20 protein-coding genes are annotated in these 19,617 nt (G+C 66.8%); 14 read left to right on the top strand and 6 right to left on the bottom strand.

Features of this window, described 5'->3' with window-relative positions:
• Positions 1 to 13: 13 nt before the first annotated feature.
• Entirely contained in the window at positions 14 to 910 is an 897-nt protein-coding gene (locus tag CLU86_RS20890) for an alpha/beta fold hydrolase (protein WP_099742968.1), read from the bottom strand.
• A gap of 290 nt (positions 911 to 1,200) precedes the next feature.
• On the opposite strand from CLU86_RS20890, the gene CLU86_RS20885 reads away from it, so the two are divergent.
• The 8 genes from CLU86_RS20885 to CLU86_RS20850 all read left to right on the top strand — a co-directional run bounded on the left by CLU86_RS20885 (position 1,201) and on the right by CLU86_RS20850 (position 10,784).
• Positions 1,201 to 2,886 carry an AMP-binding protein gene (locus CLU86_RS20885; protein WP_099657784.1) on the top strand — a complete coding sequence of 562 codons (1,686 nt, stop codon included), beginning with the start codon at positions 1,201 to 1,203 and terminating at the stop codon, positions 2,884 to 2,886.
• Positions 2,887 to 3,339: 453 nt separating this feature from the next.
• Entirely contained in the window at positions 3,340 to 4,293 is a 954-nt protein-coding gene (locus CLU86_RS20880) for a sugar ABC transporter substrate-binding protein (protein ID WP_099742967.1), read from the top strand.
• 72 nt (positions 4,294 to 4,365) lie between these two features.
• Entirely contained in the window at positions 4,366 to 6,024 is a 1,659-nt protein-coding gene (locus CLU86_RS20875; RefSeq protein WP_099742966.1) for a sugar ABC transporter ATP-binding protein, read from the top strand.
• Between the two features lie 73 nt (positions 6,025 to 6,097).
• Complete coding sequence (locus CLU86_RS20870) at positions 6,098 to 7,096, top strand: ABC transporter permease (RefSeq protein ID WP_099742965.1); 999 nt, start codon at positions 6,098 to 6,100, stop codon at positions 7,094 to 7,096.
• Between the two features lie 19 nt (positions 7,097 to 7,115).
• A complete protein-coding gene (locus CLU86_RS20865) occupies positions 7,116 to 8,126 on the top strand; it encodes a LacI family DNA-binding transcriptional regulator (protein WP_099742964.1) in 1,011 nt (336 codons plus the stop codon).
• A 20-nt stretch (positions 8,127 to 8,146) separates the two neighbouring features.
• Positions 8,147 to 9,133: a ribokinase gene (gene rbsK, locus CLU86_RS20860; RefSeq protein ID WP_099742963.1), complete on the top strand. Its 987-nt coding sequence runs from the start codon at positions 8,147 to 8,149 to the stop codon at positions 9,131 to 9,133.
• The gene (gene rbsD / locus CLU86_RS20855; RefSeq protein ID WP_099742962.1) at positions 9,130 to 9,519 is read left to right on the top strand and encodes a D-ribose pyranase; all 390 of its coding nucleotides are present in this window, start codon (positions 9,130 to 9,132) and stop codon (positions 9,517 to 9,519) included. Before rbsK ends, rbsD begins: the two co-directional genes overlap by 4 nt.
• Positions 9,520 to 9,842: 323 nt before the next feature.
• Positions 9,843 to 10,784, top strand: a complete 942-nt coding sequence (locus CLU86_RS20850) for an MBL fold metallo-hydrolase (protein WP_099743743.1) — start codon at positions 9,843 to 9,845, stop codon at positions 10,782 to 10,784.
• Positions 10,785 to 10,998: 214 nt separating this feature from the next.
• Here the strand turns inward: CLU86_RS20850 and CLU86_RS20845 are convergent, their stop codons facing one another.
• Together CLU86_RS20845 and CLU86_RS20840 are read right to left on the bottom strand one after the other, a co-directional pair.
• The gene (locus CLU86_RS20845; RefSeq protein ID WP_099742961.1) at positions 10,999 to 11,598 is read right to left on the bottom strand and encodes a DUF4124 domain-containing protein; all 600 of its coding nucleotides are present in this window, start codon (positions 11,596 to 11,598) and stop codon (positions 10,999 to 11,001) included.
• Positions 11,599 to 11,684: 86 nt separating this feature from the next.
• A complete protein-coding gene (locus CLU86_RS20840) occupies positions 11,685 to 13,670 on the bottom strand; it encodes a lytic transglycosylase domain-containing protein (protein WP_099742960.1) in 1,986 nt (661 codons plus the stop codon).
• Between the two features lie 14 nt (positions 13,671 to 13,684).
• On the opposite strand from CLU86_RS20840, the gene CLU86_RS20835 reads away from it, so the two are divergent.
• The 3 genes from CLU86_RS20835 (at position 13,685) to CLU86_RS20825 (ending at position 15,415) form a co-directional block, all read left to right on the top strand.
• Positions 13,685 to 14,257, top strand: coding sequence for a 5-formyltetrahydrofolate cyclo-ligase (locus CLU86_RS20835; RefSeq protein WP_099742959.1), 573 nt, complete (start codon positions 13,685 to 13,687; stop codon positions 14,255 to 14,257).
• Positions 14,258 to 14,409: 152 nt separating this feature from the next.
• Entirely contained in the window at positions 14,410 to 15,102 is a 693-nt protein-coding gene (locus tag CLU86_RS20830; RefSeq protein WP_099742958.1) for a glutathione S-transferase family protein, read from the top strand.
• Between the two features lie 4 nt (positions 15,103 to 15,106).
• A complete protein-coding gene (locus CLU86_RS20825) occupies positions 15,107 to 15,415 on the top strand; it encodes an NIPSNAP family protein (protein ID WP_099742957.1) in 309 nt (102 codons plus the stop codon).
• Between the two features lie 14 nt (positions 15,416 to 15,429).
• Here CLU86_RS20825 and CLU86_RS20820 read toward each other — a convergent pair whose 3' ends face one another.
• A complete protein-coding gene (locus CLU86_RS20820) occupies positions 15,430 to 15,891 on the bottom strand; it encodes a hypothetical protein (RefSeq protein ID WP_099742956.1) in 462 nt (153 codons plus the stop codon).
• Between the two features lie 45 nt (positions 15,892 to 15,936).
• On the opposite strand from CLU86_RS20820, the gene CLU86_RS20815 reads away from it, so the two are divergent.
• Positions 15,937 to 17,235, top strand: coding sequence for a multifunctional CCA addition/repair protein (locus CLU86_RS20815; protein WP_099743742.1), 1,299 nt, complete (start codon positions 15,937 to 15,939; stop codon positions 17,233 to 17,235).
• Complete coding sequence (locus tag CLU86_RS20810; RefSeq protein WP_099742955.1) at positions 17,232 to 17,684, top strand: GNAT family N-acetyltransferase; 453 nt, start codon at positions 17,232 to 17,234, stop codon at positions 17,682 to 17,684. The genes CLU86_RS20815 and CLU86_RS20810 overlap by 4 nt, the downstream gene beginning before the upstream one ends.
• A 142-nt stretch (positions 17,685 to 17,826) precedes the next feature.
• Here the strand turns inward: CLU86_RS20810 and CLU86_RS20805 are convergent, their stop codons facing one another.
• Positions 17,827 to 18,468, bottom strand: coding sequence for an NrsF family protein (locus CLU86_RS20805; protein ID WP_099742954.1), 642 nt, complete (start codon positions 18,466 to 18,468; stop codon positions 17,827 to 17,829).
• 60 nt (positions 18,469 to 18,528) lie between these two features.
• Entirely contained in the window at positions 18,529 to 19,113 is a 585-nt protein-coding gene (locus CLU86_RS20800; RefSeq protein ID WP_099657768.1) for a sigma-70 family RNA polymerase sigma factor, read from the bottom strand.
• Positions 19,114 to 19,313: 200 nt separating this feature from the next.
• On the opposite strand from CLU86_RS20800, the gene CLU86_RS20795 reads away from it, so the two are divergent.
• Complete coding sequence (locus CLU86_RS20795) at positions 19,314 to 19,607, top strand: DUF2282 domain-containing protein (protein ID WP_099742953.1); 294 nt, start codon at positions 19,314 to 19,316, stop codon at positions 19,605 to 19,607.
• The last annotated feature ends 10 nt before the right edge of the window (positions 19,608 to 19,617 follow it).

Below are 19,617 nucleotides of genomic sequence, written 5' to 3'. Positions count from 1 at the left end.
CCTGAAATCGACTTCAGGGCCTGGCGATTTCGTCCAGACACGCTTGCACCACCAACGGATGCAACGCCATTTGCAGATGGGCCACATCGCTGATGAGGCGGTGCTGCGCGCCCGGCAAGGCAGCGGTGGAAGCGGGAAAGACGATGTTGTCGCAAGGCGAGTACCAACACACGAACAAGCTGCGCCGCTCGGGTGACTCTTGCCCCGCCAAGGCTTGCAGCCAGGGGCTGTCCAGCCGCATCTGGCGGCCATTTTCAGCATGGCTGAAGCGGCCCAGCCAGGTGCCTGCGTGGGGCGTACCCAAAGTCAGCACGCGGTGCACGCGCGCGTCGCCGTCCCTGGCCCGTAGCCACGCCCGGGCGGCCAACCCGCCCATGCTGTGGCACAACAGTGCCGGGGGCTGACCCGTCGCGGCCGTGACGCGCTGCACGGCTTGCTCGATGGCATCGACATACGCGTCAATGGAGCCGATGACGGGCTCCAGATTGACCGCCACATGGGCATGGCCCGCAGCCCGCAAGCGGGGCAGCCAATGCAGCCACACGCCCCGGTTGCACATGAAGCCATGCACCAGCACCACACCCCGCGCCCCATTGGGCTGGGCAGGCAGCCAATCGGGTTCGGTATGGGCAAAAAAAGGCTGGCGCCAGCAAAACACGAGCAAGGCGACCCCCAGCTCGCACCACCAGGCACGCAGCAATTGAGGCACCGAGGCCACCGGCACGGCATCGCGCCGATTGAGGCGCTGCATGGCCATGAACTCCAGGCCCATGACGGCCACAAACACCAGCAGCGGCAGCAACGCCGCCCCGCAGGCCAGCCACGGCCGCTCAGACCACCACCACACCAGACACCCCACGGCGTACAAGAGCAACGAAAACAAAAACACCTTCTGAGAACGGGCAAGCATGGGCGGTGGCGCGGTAGGGAAATTTGAGGGCCCGGCAAGGCCAGAGCACGTTGGCGGGCAGTGTGCACCAGCCCGGCCAGGGGCGCCCGGCTACGGGCGCCGCCCCGCAATTTCCATCGGGTTCTGTCGCCTGCGAGACGTAGAACGCATCCACCCTAGGACAAGCCCGATAACCGCGCTGCCCCGCGTGCTCCCAGAATGGGAATGCAAGCCGTTTATCCCAGCGGCCACTCGGTTTATCAACCCGCCATTGCGCCTCAGGCCCTCATTGGCGAGCACAAGGAATTCGCATGGAAAAGATCTGGCTCAAGAGCTACCCCCCGGGCGTACCGCACGACGTGCAACCCGAGCAATACCGCTCTGTGGCCCACCTGCTGGAAGAGTCGTTCCGCAAGCACGCCAGCAGTCCGTTCTCCGTCTGCATGGACCGCTGGATGAACTACGGCGACCTCGAGCGCCTGTCGGGCGCCCTGGGCGCCTACCTGCAGGGGCTGGGGCTGCAGCCCGGCTCGCGCGTGGCCATCATGCTGCCCAACATTCCCCAGTTTGGCGTGACCATGGCGGCCGTGCTGCGCGCGGGCTACACCTGCGTCAACGTCAACCCGCTCTACACCGCCCGCGAGCTGGAGCACCAGCTCAAAGACTCCGGCGCCACCACCATCGTCATTCTCGAAAACTTTGCCCACACCCTGGCCGAGGTGGTGGACCACACCGGCATCCAGCATGTGGTGATGGCCTCGATGGGCGACCTGCTGGGTTTCTGGTTTGGCAAATGGATCACCTTTGCCGTGCGCCACCTGGCCAAGATGGTGCCCGCGTATGACCTGCCACTGACCAACGGGCGCAAGGTGGTCACCTTCAAAAAGGCGCTGGCCCTGGGCGAACACCGCACCCTGAGCCCCAGCCCCGCCACGCTCGACTCGATTGCCTTTTTGCAGTACACGGGCGGCACCACGGGCTTGTCCAAGGGCGCCGTGCTCACGCACCGCAACATCGTGGCCGCCACCTTGCAGGCCGAGGCGTGGTTCACCCCCGCGCTGTCCAAGATTGGCGATGTGACCAAAGCCAACAGCATTGCCGCGCTGCCGCTGTACCACATCTTCGCGCTCACGCTGTGCCTGCTGGCCATCCGCCAGGGCTCTAGCCTCACGCTCATCCCCAACCCGCGCGACATCCCCAAGTTTGTGGCCGAGCTGAAAAAGCGCCCCTTCCACATGCTGCCCGCCGTGAACACCTTGTTCAACGCGCTGCTGCAAAACCCGCAGTTCCGCGCGCTCGATTTTTCACACCTGTGCGTGTCGCAGGCCGGGGGCATGGCGGCATCGGAGGGCACGGCCAAGCAATGGCAGAAGGTCACGGGCAGCACCATGATCGAAGGCTGGGGCATGAGCGAGACCTGCGCCATCGGCACCAACAACCCGGTGACCAATACCGAGTTCTCGGGCTCCATCGGCCTGCCCCTGCCGGGCATCGACATTGCCATCAAGGACGATGCGGGCAACAGCCTGCCCCAGGGCGCCTCGGGCGAGATCTGCATCCGTGGCCCCAACGTGATGACCGGCTACTACAACCAGCCTGAAGAGAACGCCAAGGCCTTCACTCCCGACGGCTTCATGCGCACGGGCGACATCGGCATCATGGACGCCCAGGGCTACACCCGCATCATCGACCGCAAAAAGGACATGATTTTGGTGAGCGGCTTCAACGTCTTCCCCAACGAGCTGGAACAGGTCATCAGCCTGTGCCCCGGCGTGGTGGAGTGCGCGGCCATTGGGGTGCCCGACGAGAAGCAGGGCGAGGCCATCAAGGTGTTCATCATCAAGAACGACCCAGCTCTGACCGAGGACGATGTGGCGGCGTTCTGCCACGAGAACCTCACCGGCTACAAGCGCCCCAAGTACATCGAGTTCCGCGACGAGCTGCCCAAGAGCAACGTCGGCAAGATCCTGCGGCGGGAATTGAGAACATCCCCCTGAGCGGCTTTGCCGCTTCCCCCTTCTCTCTGCGCGCTTCGCGCTCGGGAAGGGGGACAACACCAGCGCGGCGGGGCGGCCCTTGCGCGGTGTTTCTGGCATAAGGCAGCGCGCCTGCTTCCAGCGCTTTTCGCATGCCAATGCATCGCGCCCTCTGCCACGCCTCATGCCCAGGCAATGCCCGGCATCGAGGATCCAGAGTTTGATGCAGGTACGTCCACTACATGCTCACCTCCTTAGCGCTACCTGCGCGGGCATAGTGGCAAAGCCGTTTCCCCACCTCTCCCGTCCAACTACCTGACACAACCTCAGGGTTTTTCCCAGTAAGCAAACGTTTGCGCAAACGTTTGCTTTCGCTATGATTCGCGCCGCGGCATCGCTTTGGCGGGTCGCCCGAAGCGTTTTTGTGGGCGCCTTTCGGCGCTTTGAAGCCCCCCAATCCCAACTGGAGACACCATGCAGTTCACCCGCCGTTCCGTTCAAACCGCTGCCGCCATCGCCGTTTTGGGCGGCTTGCTGGCCAGCCCCGCCTGGGCGCAAGACAAGCCCAAGATCGCCCTGGTGATGAAGTCGCTGGCCAATGAGTTCTTCCGCACCATGGAAGACGGCGCCAAGGCCCACCAAAAGGCCCACGCCAGCGAGTACACACTGATCGCCAACGGCATCAAGAACGAGACCGACACCGCCGCGCAGATCAAGATGATCGAGCAGGCCGTGGCGCAAAAGGTCAGCGCCATCGTGCTGGCCCCGGCCGACTCCAAGGCCCTGGTGCCCGTGGTGAAGAACGCCATCGACAAGGGCATCATCGTGGTGAACATCGACAACCAGCTCGACGCCGCCGCCCTCAAAGAGAAGAACATCACCGTGCCCTTCGTCGGCCCTGACAATCGGGTGGGCGCCAAGCTGGTGGGCGACCACCTGGCCAAGACGCTGAAGGCGGGCGACAAGGTCGGCATCATCGAAGGCGTGTCCACCACCTTCAATGCCCAGCAACGCACCCTGGGCTACCAGGACGCCATGAAGGCCGCAGGCATCACCGTGGTGGGCGTGCAGTCCGGCAACTGGGAAATCGAAAAGGGCAACACCGTGGCCGCCGGCATGATGCGCGAGCACCCTGACCTGGTGGCCCTGCTGGCGGGCAACGACAGCATGGCGCTGGGCATCGTGGCCGCCGTGAAGGCCGCGGGCAAGACCGGCAAGGTGCAAGTGGTGGGCTACGACAACATCGCCGCCATCAAGCCCATGCTGGCCGACGGCCGCGTGCTGGCCACGGCCGACCAGTTTGCCGCCAAGCAAGCCGTGTTCGGCATTGAGCTGGCCCAGAAAGCCCTGGCCGCCAAGACGCCCCAGGCCCAACTGCCTGCAGCCGTGAAGACCGACGTGGTGCTGGTGACCAAAGACAGCAAGTAAGCCACGCGCAGTCTGAGGCGCGTGGCCTGACCGCCGCGCGCCTTTTTTGTTTTTTGAAGGCACTGCCCCGCCATGACGCCCCACACCTCCGCCACGCCCCCTTCGCCCCTGCTGTCCATTGACGCCGTGGGCAAGGACTACACCGCCACCGTGCTCGACAACGTGACGCTGGCCCTGAACGCGGGCGAGGTGCTGGCCCTGACGGGCGAGAACGGCGCGGGCAAGAGCACGCTGTCCAAGATCATCTGCGGGCTGGAGTCGGCCACGCGGGGCGGTATGCGCCTGGGTGGGCAAACCTATACCCCCACCTCGCGCCGCGATGCCGAGCAGCACGGCGTGCGCATGGTGATGCAAGAGCTGGGGCTGATCCCCACCCTGTCGGTAGCCGAGAACCTGCTGATGGGGCGCCTGCCCCACCGCGCTGGGTGGCTGCGCCGCGATGCACTGCACGCCGCCGCCAGCCAGCAGCTGGCCAAGATTGGCCTGACCCACATCGACCCGGCCACGCCCGTGTCGGCCCTTGGCATTGGCCAGCAGCAGATGGTGGAGATTGCGCGCAACCTGCACGACGACACGCGCATCCTGGTGCTGGACGAGCCCACCGCCATGCTCACCCCGCGTGAGACGAATTACCTGTTTGACCAGATCGCCCACCTCACCGCACGCGGCGTGGCCATCATTTACGTGTCGCACCGCCTCGAAGAGCTGCGCCGCATTGCCGACCGCGCCGCCGTGCTGCGCGACGGCCGCCTGGTGGACGTGTTGCCCATGGCGGGCCTGACGGAAGACGCGCTGGTGCAGCGCATGGTGGGCCGCTCGGTCAACGACCTGGAAGACCGCCCGCGCCGCACCGCAGGCCCGGTGGTCATGGGCGTGCAAGGCATTGGCCGGGGCACCGCCGTGCAGGACGTGAGCCTGGAGCTGCGCGCGGGGGAAGTGTTCGGCATTGCCGGGCTGGTGGGCTCGGGCCGCACCGAGCTGCTGCGCCTGCTGTTTGGCGCAGACCGTGCCGACCGGGGCAACGTGACCCTGTATGAAAATTTTGATCAAAAAGTGCCTCCAGCGCCCGACCATCAAGCGCAAGCAGCTACCAATTCAATAGCAAACCCTGATTCCACTCCGTCCACCCCCCACCCCCCGGTGCTGCGCACCCTGGCGCGGGGCTTTGCCACGCCGCTGCAGGCCATTGCCGCCGGGGTGGGCCTGGTGACGGAAGACCGCAAATCGCAAGGCCTGCTGCTGGCGCAGCCCATCCGCATCAACGCCACGCTGTCCGACCTGGGCGCCGTCTCGCGCGGGGGCTGGTTGCAGCGGGGGCTGGAGAACCGGCTGGTGCAGGGCTTCATCCAAACCCTGCGCATCCGCTGCCGGGGCGGTGAGCAGCCCGTGGGCCAGCTCTCGGGCGGCAACCAGCAAAAGGTGGTGTTTGCCCGCTGGCTGCACCGCCCCTGCAAGGTGCTGCTGCTGGACGAGCCCACCCGTGGCGTGGACGTGGGCGCACGCGCCGAGATTTACAGCGAGCTGGACCGCATGGCCGACCAAGGTCGCACCCTGCTGATGGTGTCGTCCGACCTGCGCGAGCTGATGGCTATGGCCGACCGCATTGGCGTGATGAGCGGTGGCCGCATGGTGGCCGTGTTCGAGCGCGGCGAGTGGACGCAGCAATCGCTGCTGGCCGCCGCCTTCTCGGAGCAAGGCCATGCGCCCGCCGAGCAACCAGCGGCTGCATAGCCCCCACGCACCTCCCAACCACCGCCCTATTTCACCGCCCTGTTTTGACCCTTTTCCTGACCGAGCCCTTCGCATGAACGCCCCCACATCCCCCCCCACGGCAGCGGCCCCTGCACCGCGTACCCCCTCCGCCTGGCGCAGCCAGCTGGGCACCTACCTCGGGCTGATCGCCGTGCTGGCGGGCATGGTGGCGCTGTTCTCGTCGCTGTCCGAATACTTCTGGAGCGCCGAGACCTTCATCACCATTGCCAACGAAATCCCGGCCCTGGCCGTGATGGCCGTGGGCATGACGTTTGTGCTCATCATCGCGGGCATCGATTTGTCGGTGGGCTCGGTGATGGCGCTGGCCGCCGCCACCTCGGCCGCCGCCATCCTGCAGTGGGGCTGGACGGTGCCTGCCGCCGCCGCGCTGGCCCTGGCCACCGGCCTGGTGTGCGGCACCATCACCGGCACCATCTCGGTGGCGTGGCGCCTGCCCTCGTTCATCGTCTCGCTGGGCATGCTCGAAGCCGTGCGCGGCAGCGCCTACGTGGTCACCGACTCGCGCACGCAGTACGTGGGCGATGCGATCTCGTGGCTGTCGGCACCGTTCTTTGGCGGCATCTCGTTCGCCTTCTTGCTGGCCGTGGTGCTGGTGGTGGTGGCGCAACTGGTGCTGTCGCGCACCGTGTTTGGTCGCAGCGTGGTGGGCATTGGCACCAACGAGGAAGCCATGCGCCTGGCAGGCGTGGACCCGCGCCCCATCCGCATCATTGTGTTCGCTGTGACCGGGCTGCTGGCCGGGCTGGCGGGGCTGATGCAATCGGCCCGCCTGGAAGCCGCCGACCCCAACGCAGGCACGGGCATGGAGCTGCAGGTGATTGCCGCTGTGGTGATTGGCGGCACCAGCCTGATGGGCGGGCGTGGCTCGGTGGTGAACACCGCGTTTGGCGTGCTCATCATTGCCGTGCTGGAGGCAGGCCTGGCCCAGGTGGGCGCCAGCGAGCCCAGCAAGCGCATCATCACCGGCATCGTGATCGTGGCCGCCGTGATCGTGGACACGCTGCGCCAGCGCCGCGCGGCCAAGGCCTGAGCCCGCACGGGAGCCGCCCATGGCCACCATCAAGGACGTTGCCCGCCACGCCGACGTATCGGTCACCACCGTCTCGCACGTGGTCAATGGCACCCGCCATGTCAGCCCCGAAAGCCGAGCGCGCGTAGAGACCGCCATCCGCGCCCTGGGCTATGTGCCCAGCGCCATTGCGCGCAGCCTCAAGAGCAACAACACGCGCACGCTGGGCATGCTGATCCCCAACAGCTCCAACCCCTACTTTGCGGAAATCGTGCACGCGGTGGAAGACCGCTGCTTTGGCGCGGGCTACAACCTCATCCTGTGCAACACCAACGACGAGGCCCACCGCCAGGGCACCTATTTGCAGGTGCTGGCCGAGCGGCGCATTGACGGACTGATCGTCGTCTCCACCGGGCACGACGCCACCTTGCCCAACCAGCTGGCGGGCCTGGGCATTCCCACCGTGCTGGTGGACCGTGAGATCGAGATTGCCGAGCAACCCTGCGACCTGGTGGAAACCGCCCACATGCAGGGCGGCCTGCTGGCCACACAGCACCTGCTGCAACTGGGCCACCAGCGCATTGCCTGCATTGGCGGCCCCACGGGCCTGGCCCCCAGCGAGCAGCGCATTGCCGGCTGGCGCAGCGCCCTGGCCGCCGCAGGCCTGGGCCAGGGTGACGGCCTGCTGTGGCACGGCAACTTCACCAGCCAGGGCGGCTACGAGGCCATGCACGCACTGCTGCGCGCGGCCACACCGCCCACCGCCGTGTTTGTCTGCAACGACCTGATGGCCATGGGCGCCCTGTGCGCCGCGCACGAGCGCGGCCTGCGCCTGCCCGAGGCCCTGTCGATGGTGGGCTTTGACGACATTGAACTCACCGCCTTCACCAGCCCGCCGCTGACCACCGTGGCCCAGCCCAAGCAGCGCATCGGCGCGCTGGCCGTGGACATGCTGCTCGAGCGCATCGACGGCAAGCGCCAGGACGCCCGCAAGGTGATGCTGCAGCCCGAGCTGCGCGTGCGCGCATCGACCGCGCCCCGCCCCCAATAAAACTCCAAAAAAACCAAAGCATGACGACGCCCCCTTCAACCCCTGCCCCCTCAACGCCTTCATCGACGCACTCATCGGCGCCCTGCATCGCCGTGCTGGGCAGCCTGAACATGGACCTGGTGCTGCAGGTGCAGCACGCCCCCGGCGCAGGTGAGACCGTGTTGGCCCAGGGCCTGCACTATGTGCCCGGTGGCAAAGGCGGCAACCAGGCCGTGGCCTGCGCCCGCCAGGGCGCGCAGGTGCACCTGCTGGGCCGTGTGGGCAACGACGCCAACGGCGCCACGCTGCGCGCCGAACTGGAGCGCGATGGCATCGACCACAGCGCCGTGCTCACCGACCCCGAAGCCCCCACCGGGCTGGCCGCCATCACGGTGGAAGCCTCGGGCCAGAACCGCATCGTGGTCGTACCCGGCGCCAATGCCCGTTTCACGCTCGACACACCGGCCCTGCAATCCCTGCTGACCCGCGCCAGCGCACTGGTCATGCAGCTGGAAAGCCCCATGCCCGAAGTGCTGGCGGCCGCGCAGTGCGCCCACAAAGCCGGGCGGCGTGTGGTGTTCAACCCCTCCCCCATCCAACCCTTGCCCGAAGCGCTGCTGCCGCTGGTCGATGTGCTGGTGGTCAATGAGGTGGAAGCCGCCGCGCTGGCAGGCACTGCGGTAGCAACCCCGGCCCAGGCAGCGCAGGCGGCCCAGGCGCTGCGCGCCAAGGGCCCACAGCAAGTCGTGGTCACGCTGGGCGCCGCCGGTGCCGTGGCGGCCGATGCCCAAGGCAGCCGCTACCACCCCGGCCGCAAGGTGCAGGCGGTGGACACCACGGCGGCGGGCGACACCTTTTTGGGCGCCCTTACCGTGGCGCTGGCCGAGGGCCAATCGCTCGACCTGGCGGTGCGTGAAGGCATCCGCGCCTCGGCCCTGTGCGTGACGCAGGCGGGCGCCCAACCCTCCATCCCCACCCGCGCCGCCGTGGCGCAAAGCCCCCTGCCCCCTGACTGGAGCCCCCTGTGAAACGCACCGCCTTGCTGCACGCCGAACTCTCCCACGCCATTGCCTCCATGGGCCACGGCGACATGCTGGTGATTGGCGATGTGGGCCTGCCCATCCCGAACGGCCCACGCCGCATCGACCTGGCACTGACGCCCGGCATCCCCGCCGTGGCCGATGTACTGCGCGTGGTGCTGACCGAGCTGCAAGTGGAAAAAGCCGTGATCGCCACCGAAGCCGTGGAGCGCGCCCAGGGCCTGCTGCCCGGCTGGTGCCAGCTGCCCGTCACACCGCAAACCGTCAGCCACGATGAATTCAAGCGCCTGACCGAGCGCGCACGCGTGGTGGTGCGCACGGGCGAGTGCACGCCGTATGCCAACGTGATCCTGGTGGCTGGCGTCACGTTCTGATCGGGTGCACCACCGTTTGGGCGGAATATCTTGAAGCCAGCCCCCGCCCCCCGTAGGTCGGGTTAGCCCGCAAGGGCATCACCCGACACCCTGGGGCTAGCGCGGCACTATCGTCGGGTTACGCTGCGCTAACCCGACCTACACGACTGCCAGCACCAGAGCGACACCTCCACCGCTCGGGCTAAGCCCCAAACGGGCAGCGGCAGTGCCCGCTCCCTCTCTGCGCAAGCCCTCTCGGGGTTTTGGAGAGGCCGCGCGCCCGTGCGGTGCGCTACGCTGCAGGCTCTGCCGCTGCCGCAGCCGCAGCCACTGCCCCTCACGCCATGCCCGCACCCTCGACCGCCCCGTTGACCGCATCCCTGCCGCCCGGCATCACCGTGCTGGAGCGCGGCTGGCTCTCGGCCAATAACGTGGTGTGCATCGGGCCCGAAGGCGCGGCCGTGGTGGACACCGGCTACTGCACCCACAGCGACCAGACTGTGGCCTTGGTGCAAAGCGTGCTGGGCGTACAGCCGCTGCAGCGCATCCTCAACACCCACCTGCACAGCGACCACTGTGGTGGCAATGCCGCGTTGCAGGCGGCCTGGCCCGGTGCCGCCACCCACATCCCCCCCGGCCAAATGGCGCTGGTGGCGCAATGGGACGCCTACGCCCTGAGCTACACCCCCACGGGCCAGGACTGCCCGCGCTTCAAGGCCGACGCCGCCTTGCAGCCCGGCACCACCGTGCGCCTGGCCGGGCGCGACTGGCAGGTGCACGCCGCACCGGGGCACGACCCGCATTCGGTGGTGCTGTTTGAGCCGCAAAGCGCCACGCTCATCTCGGCCGACGCGCTGTGGGAGAACGGCTTTGGCGTCGTCTTTCCAGAGCTGGAAGGCACCGCCGCTTTCGATGAAGTAGCCGCCACGCTCAATGTGATCGAGCGCCTGGCCCCGCGCAGCGTCATCCCCGGCCACGGCCCCGTGTTTACCGATGCGCCGCGCGCCATTGCCGCCGCACGCCAGCGGCTGCAGGGCTTTGTGGCCGCCCCGCGCAAGCACGCGCTGTATGCCGCCAAAGTGCTGCTCAAGTACAAACTGCTGGAGCTGCAGCACACCACCGTGCCCGCCCTGCAGCAGTGGGCCGAGGGCACGCCCTACTTTGGCATGCTGCACCGCGCCCACTTTGCCGACCAGCCGCAGGCCGCCTGGCTGCACAGCCTGGTGGCCGACCTGGAACGCTCGGGTGCAGCGGTGCGCCAGGGCGAGGCGCTGTTCAATGGCTGAGCCCACCACTGCCGCCCTCACGCCCCCGTAAAAAAGCCCGCGTGTAGCGGGCTTCTTCTGTATCCGCAGACCTCGTAGGTCGGGTTAGCCCGCAAGGGCATCACCCGACGCCCACAGGGCACGCAGCGTTGATGTCGGGTTATGCTGCGCTAACCCAACCTACACGGCGGTGTCCACAGGCCTGCAGCCAAGCTGTCAGGCCCCATGCAACCGCTCAGTGTTTGAACTGGCTATCGCACCCCGTCACGTGGTTGTTGCTGCTGGACATGCATTGGTAGAACGATTTCTTGTTGCCGCTGGCAATCTGGCAATCGCCCACGCTGTACTTGCCCTTGGCCTCCTTGATCTTCGGGGCCGTGGCGTCAAAAGCCGCCTGGGTCATGTAGCCATCACGCACGTTCTTCTGGCCCACCTCCAGCATCAGATCGGCCTGGTAGTGGATGTTGCTCACCGCCACCGCGCAGTTCATCGGCACTTCCTTTTTGTCGACCGTGCCCAGGGCCTTTTTAAGGCCCTCGCCAAACTCCTGCACGTCCTTGGAAACCTTCTTGGTGCCGTCGGCGTTGTACTCGGTGCCGCCCCTGCCCGAGGCGCTCTTGCGGCCCTCCGCGCCCCCCGATCCTGTGTCGCTGCCTGTGGTCGTGCCATTGGTGCTCTGCAGCTTCATGGGCTCCACATCGTCCTTGCTGGCCGGGGGTTGCGAGCCGTAATGCGTCTTGCCGTTCGCATCCACCCACTTGTACACCTGCTGCGCCTGCACGCCCACTGCCCACACCACCATGGCGGCCATCGCCGCTGCCTTCCATTGCACCATAGCACCCTCTTTTGAATGAAATAGGCCGCTAGCGCTTACCTATCAAGCGCCAGCAGCTTCTTTTTTGATAGCAGACCCTGCACCGCTCACGGCAGATCGGTATTCACCGCCGGGGCGGCCGCATCGCGCGGGCCCACGGTGCCCAGGCGGCTGCGCAGCGACTGGGGCTGGCCGGTGAGCATGGCCGCGTAGTTGGTGGTGTTGGCCAGCACCTTCTTCACGTAGTCACGCGTTTCTGCAAAGGGCACATTTTCGGCCCAGATGGCGGCGTCCAGCACGGGGCCGTTGCGCCAATTGCGCGGACGGCCGGGGCCTGCGTTGTAGGCGGCGGCGGCCATGGGCATGGAGCCTGCAAAGTCGTCCAGCGCCAGCTTGAGGTAGGCGGTGCCGATGGTGATGTTGGTGTCGCGGTCGGAGATCTGGTCCGGGGTGAAGTTGGTGAGGCCAATCTTCTTGGCCGTCCAGCGGGCCGTCGCAGGCATCACCTGCATCAGGCCCGAGGCCCCGACGTGCGAGCGAGCGTCCATCACAAAGCGGCTTTCCTGCCGGATCAGGCCGTACACATAGGCCGGGTCCAGGCCAATACCCTGGGCGCGCTCCACCACGGTGGCGCGAAACGGCGTAGGAAAGCGCTGCGTGGTGTCGATGACGGTCTTGGTGCGCTCGCTGGTGTTGATGCAGCGGTCCCACACCTCGCGCTGGCAGGCAAAGTCGGCAGCGGCCAGCAAATCGCGCTCGGCCATGCCACCGGGGTTGTGCAGGTTGGTGGCGTAGTTCCACTCGCGCACGCCCTCGCTGCGCAGGCCCAGCATGATGGCGTAGAGCGCGCGGTTGAGCGCCGGGTTGGCGCGGGCAGCGGCCTTTTCTTCGGCCGTCAGCGGCGTAGGCGCGGGCGGCATGCTGATGCGCTGGCCCAGCTCCTCCAGCGCCAGCTGTTCGTAAAAGCCCCGGGTGCTGGCAATGCCCTGCAGCCACTGGCGGGCTTCGGTGCGTTCGGCCTCGCTGGGCTTTTCGGCCAGCACAGCCTTGGCACGCCAGTACACCCAGGTGCTGTCGCTGCGGGCTTCGTCGCTCATGGCCTCCACGGCTTTGCGCACCACCTTCCACTGGCCTGCGCGCAGGGCGGCGCGCACCTTCCAGCCCAGCAGGTCGTCGTTCAGGTCGGCATCTTTGGTCACGTTGCCAAAGTAGGTCATGGCGTCGTTCGACAGGCGCTGTGCGGCCTGCTTGCCAATCACGCCCCACACCCAGTTGCGCTCTTCGGGCGACAGGTGCACGCCCCATTTGCTGTCAAGCTGGGCGGCGGCGTTGTCCACATCGCCCTGCGCCAGCTTGATGAGGGCCAGCGCCACCAGCTCCTGGCGCGCCTTGCCGCGGGCCGTGGCGCGGCTGTGCAGGTACTTGGCAGCCGAGTCCATCAGTTCCTTGACCTGGGCAGAGGATTCGGGCGAGACGATCTCTACGGCGCTGCGCGCTGCGCGCACGCGGTTGGCCTCCACCGCAAGGCGGGCCTTGCGCCACACGTCCTGGGCCGTGAGCTTTTTGTAGCCATACAGCTCGCCCGCCGCGTGGGTGCAGCCGTCGTCGTTGTCGCGCTGCGCGTACCAGTTGCGGCGCACCTCATCGGCCGCCGTGGCGGGGGCTGTGCCCTTCAAGGTGTCGATCAGCAGCGCGTAGCAGCGCACCTCCTTGTCGTCCGACATGCGGTAGCTGGGGTGCTGCTCGGCAAACTGTGCCCAGTCGCGGCGCTGGCCCAGCAGCAGCAACCAGTCGTTGCGCAGCCGGTCTTCCTGGTAGGTGCCAGCGTATTTCTGCAAAAAGCCCTGGATCTCCTGGGGCGACGCCTCTCCCAGGCGCAGCTTCAACTCCCAGTAGGCGGCCCAGGGCTCCAGCGCATGGCCACGTACGGTGGGCAGCAGCTGGTCCAGTTTTTTACGGTCGCCTTTGCGAAAGGCCTGGCCCATCTCCAGCAGGGCATCGTCGCCACGGTTTTGCGCCTGGACAAGGGGCGCAGCGGTGGCCAGCACGGCGGCGGCCACAAGGGGTGTCAAAATCGCTCTGAGCAATTGCATGGGGGAATTATCTGATGGACAAAGCAGCCCTTCGGCGCGCATTGATTGAAGAACGTCTCAACCTGCCCGATCGCCTACAACGGGCCGACCTGTTACAGCAGGTCATGCGCATTTGGCTGGTCAACCGGCCCGACACCGTGATTGGCGCCTATTGGCCCATCAAGGGCGAGTTTGACCCCCTGCCCGCCCTGCACCGCTGGAAGGAAGACGGCGAGCTGCTGGACGAGCCCCTGCGCCGGCGCATCGGCCTGCCGGTGGTCAACAAGCAGCACAAAACGCTCACCTTCCACGCCTGGTACCCCGGCTGCCCCATGGAAGAGGACGCCTACGGCATCCCCAAACCCAAGGACACCGAGGTCATCGTGCCCACGCTGTTGTTCGTACCCTGCGTGGGCTACGCGCCGGGCGGCTACCGCCTGGGCTACGGTGGCGGTTTTTACGACCGCACGCTGGCCACACTGCAACCCAAGCCGTTTACGGTGGGTCTGGGTTTCACCAACGGCTACCTGGACGACTTCGAGCCCGAGGAGTTTGACCTGCCGCTCGATGCCATCCTGAACGACAACGGCGTGGTCTGGCCGGTCTGACCCCCTCGCCCAGGCCCGCCCAGAACAGCACGATGGCCTGTGATGCGCGTTGCGCATCATTCAGGCCGCTTTTTCGCATCGCTGGCGCGCGCCACTGCCGCTAGCATGGCGGTCCGACTTTCTTTTCCCTGATTTCCATCGGCAGGTACCCCATGCTCAAGCTCTACATCGGCAACAAGAACTACTCATCCTGGTCCATGCGCCCCTGGGTGCTGCTCAAGCAGGCGGGCATCGTCTTTGAAGAAGTGCGCGTGCGCTTTGACAGCTTCGAGGCCGACTCAGAGTTCAAGCGCACCATGGGCCCCGTGAGCCCCACAGGCAAGGTGCCCGTGCTGGTCGATGGTGACCTGGTGGTGTGGGACACCCTGGCCATTGCCGAATACGTGGCCGAGACCTGGGCCGACAAGCAACTCTGGCCCGCCCAACCCAAGGCCCGCGCACGTGCCCGCAGCATCTGCGCCGAGATGCACAGCGGCTTCACCGCCCTGCGCAGCCACTGCCCCATGAACATCGAGGCCGACCTGGCCGACACCGGCGCCCTGATCTGGCGCGACCAGCCCGCCGTGCGCGCCGATGTGGCCCGCCTGGTGGGCATGTGGGGCGCGCTGCTGGAAGAACACGGCGGCCCCATGCTGTTTGGTGCGTTCTCGGTGGCCGATGCCTACTTTGCCCCTGTGTGCATGCGCCTGCACACCTACGCACTGCCCCTGCCCGCCCCCATCGCCGCCTACGTGCAGCGTGTGCGCGAGCTGCCCGGCGTGAAAGCCTGGATCACCGACGCGCTGGCCGAGAAGGACTTTCTCGACTTCGAGGAACCCTACCGCCTGAACCCTGGCCAGGAGTGAGCCCATGGCGGTCACCATCTACCTGCGCTACGTGCTCAACACCAGCAAACTGAAAGAGTTTGAGCACTACGGAAAACTGTGGATTCCCCTGGTCGAGAAATTCGGCGGCCAACACCACGGCTACTTCATGCCCAGCGAAGGCGCCAACAACATTGCGCTGGCCCTGTTCACCTTTGAGAGCCTCGCGGCCTACGAGGTGTACCGCGAGCGGTCCATGCAAGACGCGGACTGCCAGGCGGCGTTTCGGTACGCCGAGGAAACCGGTTGCATCGTGAGCTACGAGCGGAGCTTTTTCAGGCCGGTGTTTGCCTGACAGCGGACGCGCGGTCAGCGCTGGCGAAACTGCTTGCGTAAAAACGCCTTGTGCCGCGCAATGTGCGCGAGCTGCGCCGGGGCCACGCTGCCGCCCAGGTCTTCGTCTTCCACATTGAGCACCTGGTTGGCATAGGCAATGGCGCGGGCCACCACCTCTTCTTCGCTCACGCCCTGTGGGGCCGCCAGGTCCATCGCCACGCGGCGCATGGCGCGCTGCGACAGCATCCACATCGCGCCAAACGAATCCCACGCGGCCGCCACCTCCTTGAACTTGTCGTGCTCGGCCAGGATGTCGGCCAGCGGCTTCGCCAGGATTTCTTGCAACCCCTCGACCTTGGCCTGAAGGGCTTCGAACTGCGCCTCGCGCTGCAAGGCCTCGGCGGCGGCATTGGCTGCGGCGTCAGGCGCCGTAGGCACGGGCACGCTGCCGTCGGGGTTGAGTTGGGCGATGGTGAGGTCGGAGGCTAGGGACATGGTGGGTTGGAATATACGACCGAGGGCCCACCCTAAACTATGCCCATGCAAATCTACATGGTAGGCGGCGCCGTCCGCGACAAGCTGCTGGGCCGCCCGGTGAATGACCACGACTGGGTGGTGGTGGGGGCCACGCCCGAGCAGATGCTGGAGCTGGGCTACCTGCCGGTGGGGCGGGATTTTCCGGTGTTTCTGCACCCCCAAACGCGCGAGGAATACGCCCTGGCACGCACCGAGCGCAAGAGCGGGCGCGGCTACCGGGGCTTTGCGGTGCAAAGCTCGCCCGACGTGACGCTGGCCGAAGACCTGTCGCGGCGCGACCTCACTATCAATTCAATAGCTGCCAGCGCTTATTCATCAAGCGCTAGTGAGCTATTTGACCCATACCACGGCGTGCAAGACCTGCAGGCCAAGGTTCTGCGCCACGTGACCGATGCCTTTCGCGAAGACCCGGTGCGCATCCTGCGGGTGGCGCGCTTTGCGGCGCGCTACCACGACTTCACCGTGGCGCCTGAGACCCTGCAGCTGATGCGCGAGATGGTGGCCGAGGGCGAGGTGGACCACCTGGTGCCCGAGCGCGTGTGGCAAGAGCTGGCGCGCGGGCTGATGGAGGACAAGCCCTCGCGCATGTTCGAGGTGCTGCGCGCATGCGGCGCACTGCAGGTGCTGCTGCCCGAAGTGGCCTGCCTGTGGGGCGTGCCCCAGCCCCCGCTGCACCACCCCGAGGTGGACACGGGCGTGCACCTGATGATGGTGCTGGACATGGCCGCACAGCTGCAGGCCCCGCTCACGGTGCGGTTTGCCTGCCTGGCGCACGACCTGGGCAAAGGCACCACGCCCGCCGACATCCTGCCGCGCCACATCGGGCACGAAGAGCGCAGTGCCGAGCTGCTGCAAGGCGTGGCCGAGCGCCTGCGCGTGCCCGTGGACTGCCGCGAGACCGCCGAGGTGGTGGCGCGCGAACACGGCCACATCCACCGCAGCGGCGACCTGGGTGCCGGGCCACTGGTGCGCCTGCTCGAGCGCTGCGACGCCATCCGCAAGCCCGGGCGTTTTGCCGAAGTGCTGCTGGCTTGCGAGTGCGATGCCCGGGGCCGCCTGGGCTTTGACGAAGCCGCCTACCCGCAGCGCCCGCGCCTGCTGGCCGTGCTGGCGGCCGTGCAAAGCGTCGTTACCCGCGAGATTGCGGCCAAGGCGGCAGCCAAAGGCGTGACCGGCCCCCAGGTGGGCGATTTGATCCACCAGGCCCGGGTGGAAGCCGTAGCGCAGTGGCTGCGCGCCACACCAGCCCCGACCCCACCAACCCCGACATCAGAAGCCCCCGAAACACCTCCCCAGCCATGAGCCTGCACATCCGCCCCGCCACGCTGGCCGACGCCCCGGCCATTGCACCGCTGTTTGACGCCTACCGCCAGTTTTATGAACAGCCCGCCGACCTGGCCGCCGCCCAGCGCTTCGTCCACGAGCGCCTGGAGCGCAACGAATCCGTCATCCTGATCGCGCAGGACGACGCGGGTGCCGCTGTGGGCTTTTGCCAGCTGTACCCCAGCTTTTGCTCGGTGGAGGCCGCGCCGATCTATGTGCTGTACGACCTGTTTGTGGCGTCTTCGGCCCGGGGCCAGGGCGCCGGGCGCTTCCTGCTGCTGGCCGCCGAAGACCATGCCCGCAGGCAAGGGCGTGTGCGCATGGACCTGACCACGGCGCACACCAACCACGCGGCGCAGGCGCTGTACGAGGCCATGGGCTGGGAGCTGGACACGGTGTTTCGGGCCTACACCCGCCGGGTGGGCTGAGAGCGACTCACCAAACTCCCCTGGCGTCGTTGTATCGCCTTGTCGTGCGCCTGTAAAGCCTGCGGCGAAACGCTTAGCCAAAGCCTTAGCCAGGGCTGCTTTGCTGAGTTTTGTGAACCGCTCTAAACGCCCTGCCCCGTGGTTACCAGCGCAGCAAACGCGGCCCCAACACTGCGCCCAACGCGGTCGGCATGGCCATACCCGCCACGTACCACACCGCTAAAAACGGCGTGGCCATTTCGGGGCAGTGCAGCGCATACACCAGCGCCCCCAAGGCCCCCGCCAGCAAGCCCGCCCCCGCGCCAGCCCAAGCCAGCCGCGTGGGCGCGGCCCCGCGCAGGGCCCAAAAGCTGGCAATGAACGCAGGCACCGACAGCAACGCAATGTTGAACGGGCAGGTGCGCCAAGTGCTGCCCAGCACCAGGGCCCAGCGGTCTGCCGGGGCCTGTTGCAGCAAGGCCCAGGCGGCCATGGCCCACAGCAGGGCCACGGGCAAGGCCAACGTCCACGCCAGGCCCACCCACCGCGCGCCGGGGCGCGCCAGGCGCTGCAGCGCCCACACACCGGGCACAGCCAGGGCCGCAGCAAACGCCAGCTTGCCCCAGAACATGGGCAGCGCCGCCGTCTGCGCCAGGTCGGACCGCAGGCCAAACACCAGCAGCATCAACACCACGGCGCCCCCCAGGCCCGCAGCCACGGCGCTGCCAAAGCGCCGCTCCAGCGCGTGCGCTGGCACGGGGGCGGCACCTGCGGCCAGCATCTCAATCCATTCATCGGTCTTCATGTCATTCCCCTTGGGACTTGTGCAAATCAGAGTGCCCGTGCTGGCCAGGCGCTGCGACGGTCAGTCTGCGGCACCCAACGATGGGCTGGTGCCCTGGTTGGCGTAAGCCATGTTTCTAATCTTGGCGGCCAGGGCCTTGAGCCCCCGGTGCACGCCGACTTTCACTGCGGACTCTGACATGCCGGTGAGCTGCGCGGTTTCAACCACGGACAGCCCCTCCAGCTTCACATGCACGATGGGCAGGCGCTGGCGGTCGGGCAGCGTCTGCAGCAATTGGCCCAGGTCGCGCTTGGCCAGTGCGGCCTCGCTGTCAGTGCTGGCAAACAACTCGCTGGCATCGTCCAGCGGGTCGTTCAGCGCCTCTTTCACGCGGTGCGAGCGCAGCCAGTCGATGAGCTTGTAGCGCGCAATCGCGTGCGCCCAGGCCGTCACCGGCATCTCGGGGCGGTAGGTGTGGCGCTGGTTGTGTATGGCCAGCAAGGTTTCTTGCACCAGGTCCTCCACCTCGTCGGGACGCTGGGCCAGGCGGCGGCGCAAAAACGCCCGCAGGTGCGCACTCAGCTGTTTCAAAAACCGCTGGTACGCCGCCGCATCGGCCGCCAACCCGAGCAGCAGCAGCGTTCGAAGCTGTTCTTCTATCTCCATGCGTTCTCCATGACGGGGTATTCGCAGCCGCAGCCCCGCCGGTTACAGCAGGTCGAAAAAATATCTTCCGGTTTTTTGTGGCCGCTGGTGTAACCCGGCGCCGCCACAGCGCGAATTACAACGCAGATCGACGCCCACATGCTGTCACGGCATGCGGCAAACGGTCTGGATTTTTCAACCCACCTTCAGGAGCCATCACCATGACATCTCGCAACATCACCCTGGGCGCACTGGCCCTCACCGCCTTGGTCTCTGGCGCCGCCTTGGCCCAAAACACCGCAGCCCCCATGGATGGCGCCAAGCCCGCCATGGAGAAGTGCTACGGCGTGTCGATGGCCGGCAAGAACGACTGCGCCGCCGGCCCTGGTACCACCTGCGCAGGCACCTCCAAGGTGGACTACCAGGCCAACGCCTGGAAGTTTGTGCCTGCAGGCACCTGCGCCAGCATCAAGACGCCCAAGGGCATGGGCTCGCTCATGCCCATGAAGTCCTGACCAGCCCCCT

This window comes from Acidovorax sp. 62 (assembly GCF_002754495.1).
Taxonomy (GTDB): domain Bacteria; phylum Pseudomonadota; class Gammaproteobacteria; order Burkholderiales; family Burkholderiaceae_C; genus Acidovorax.
Note: the sequence above shows the minus strand (reverse complement) of the source record. Positions and strands in the feature narration are given on the sequence as shown.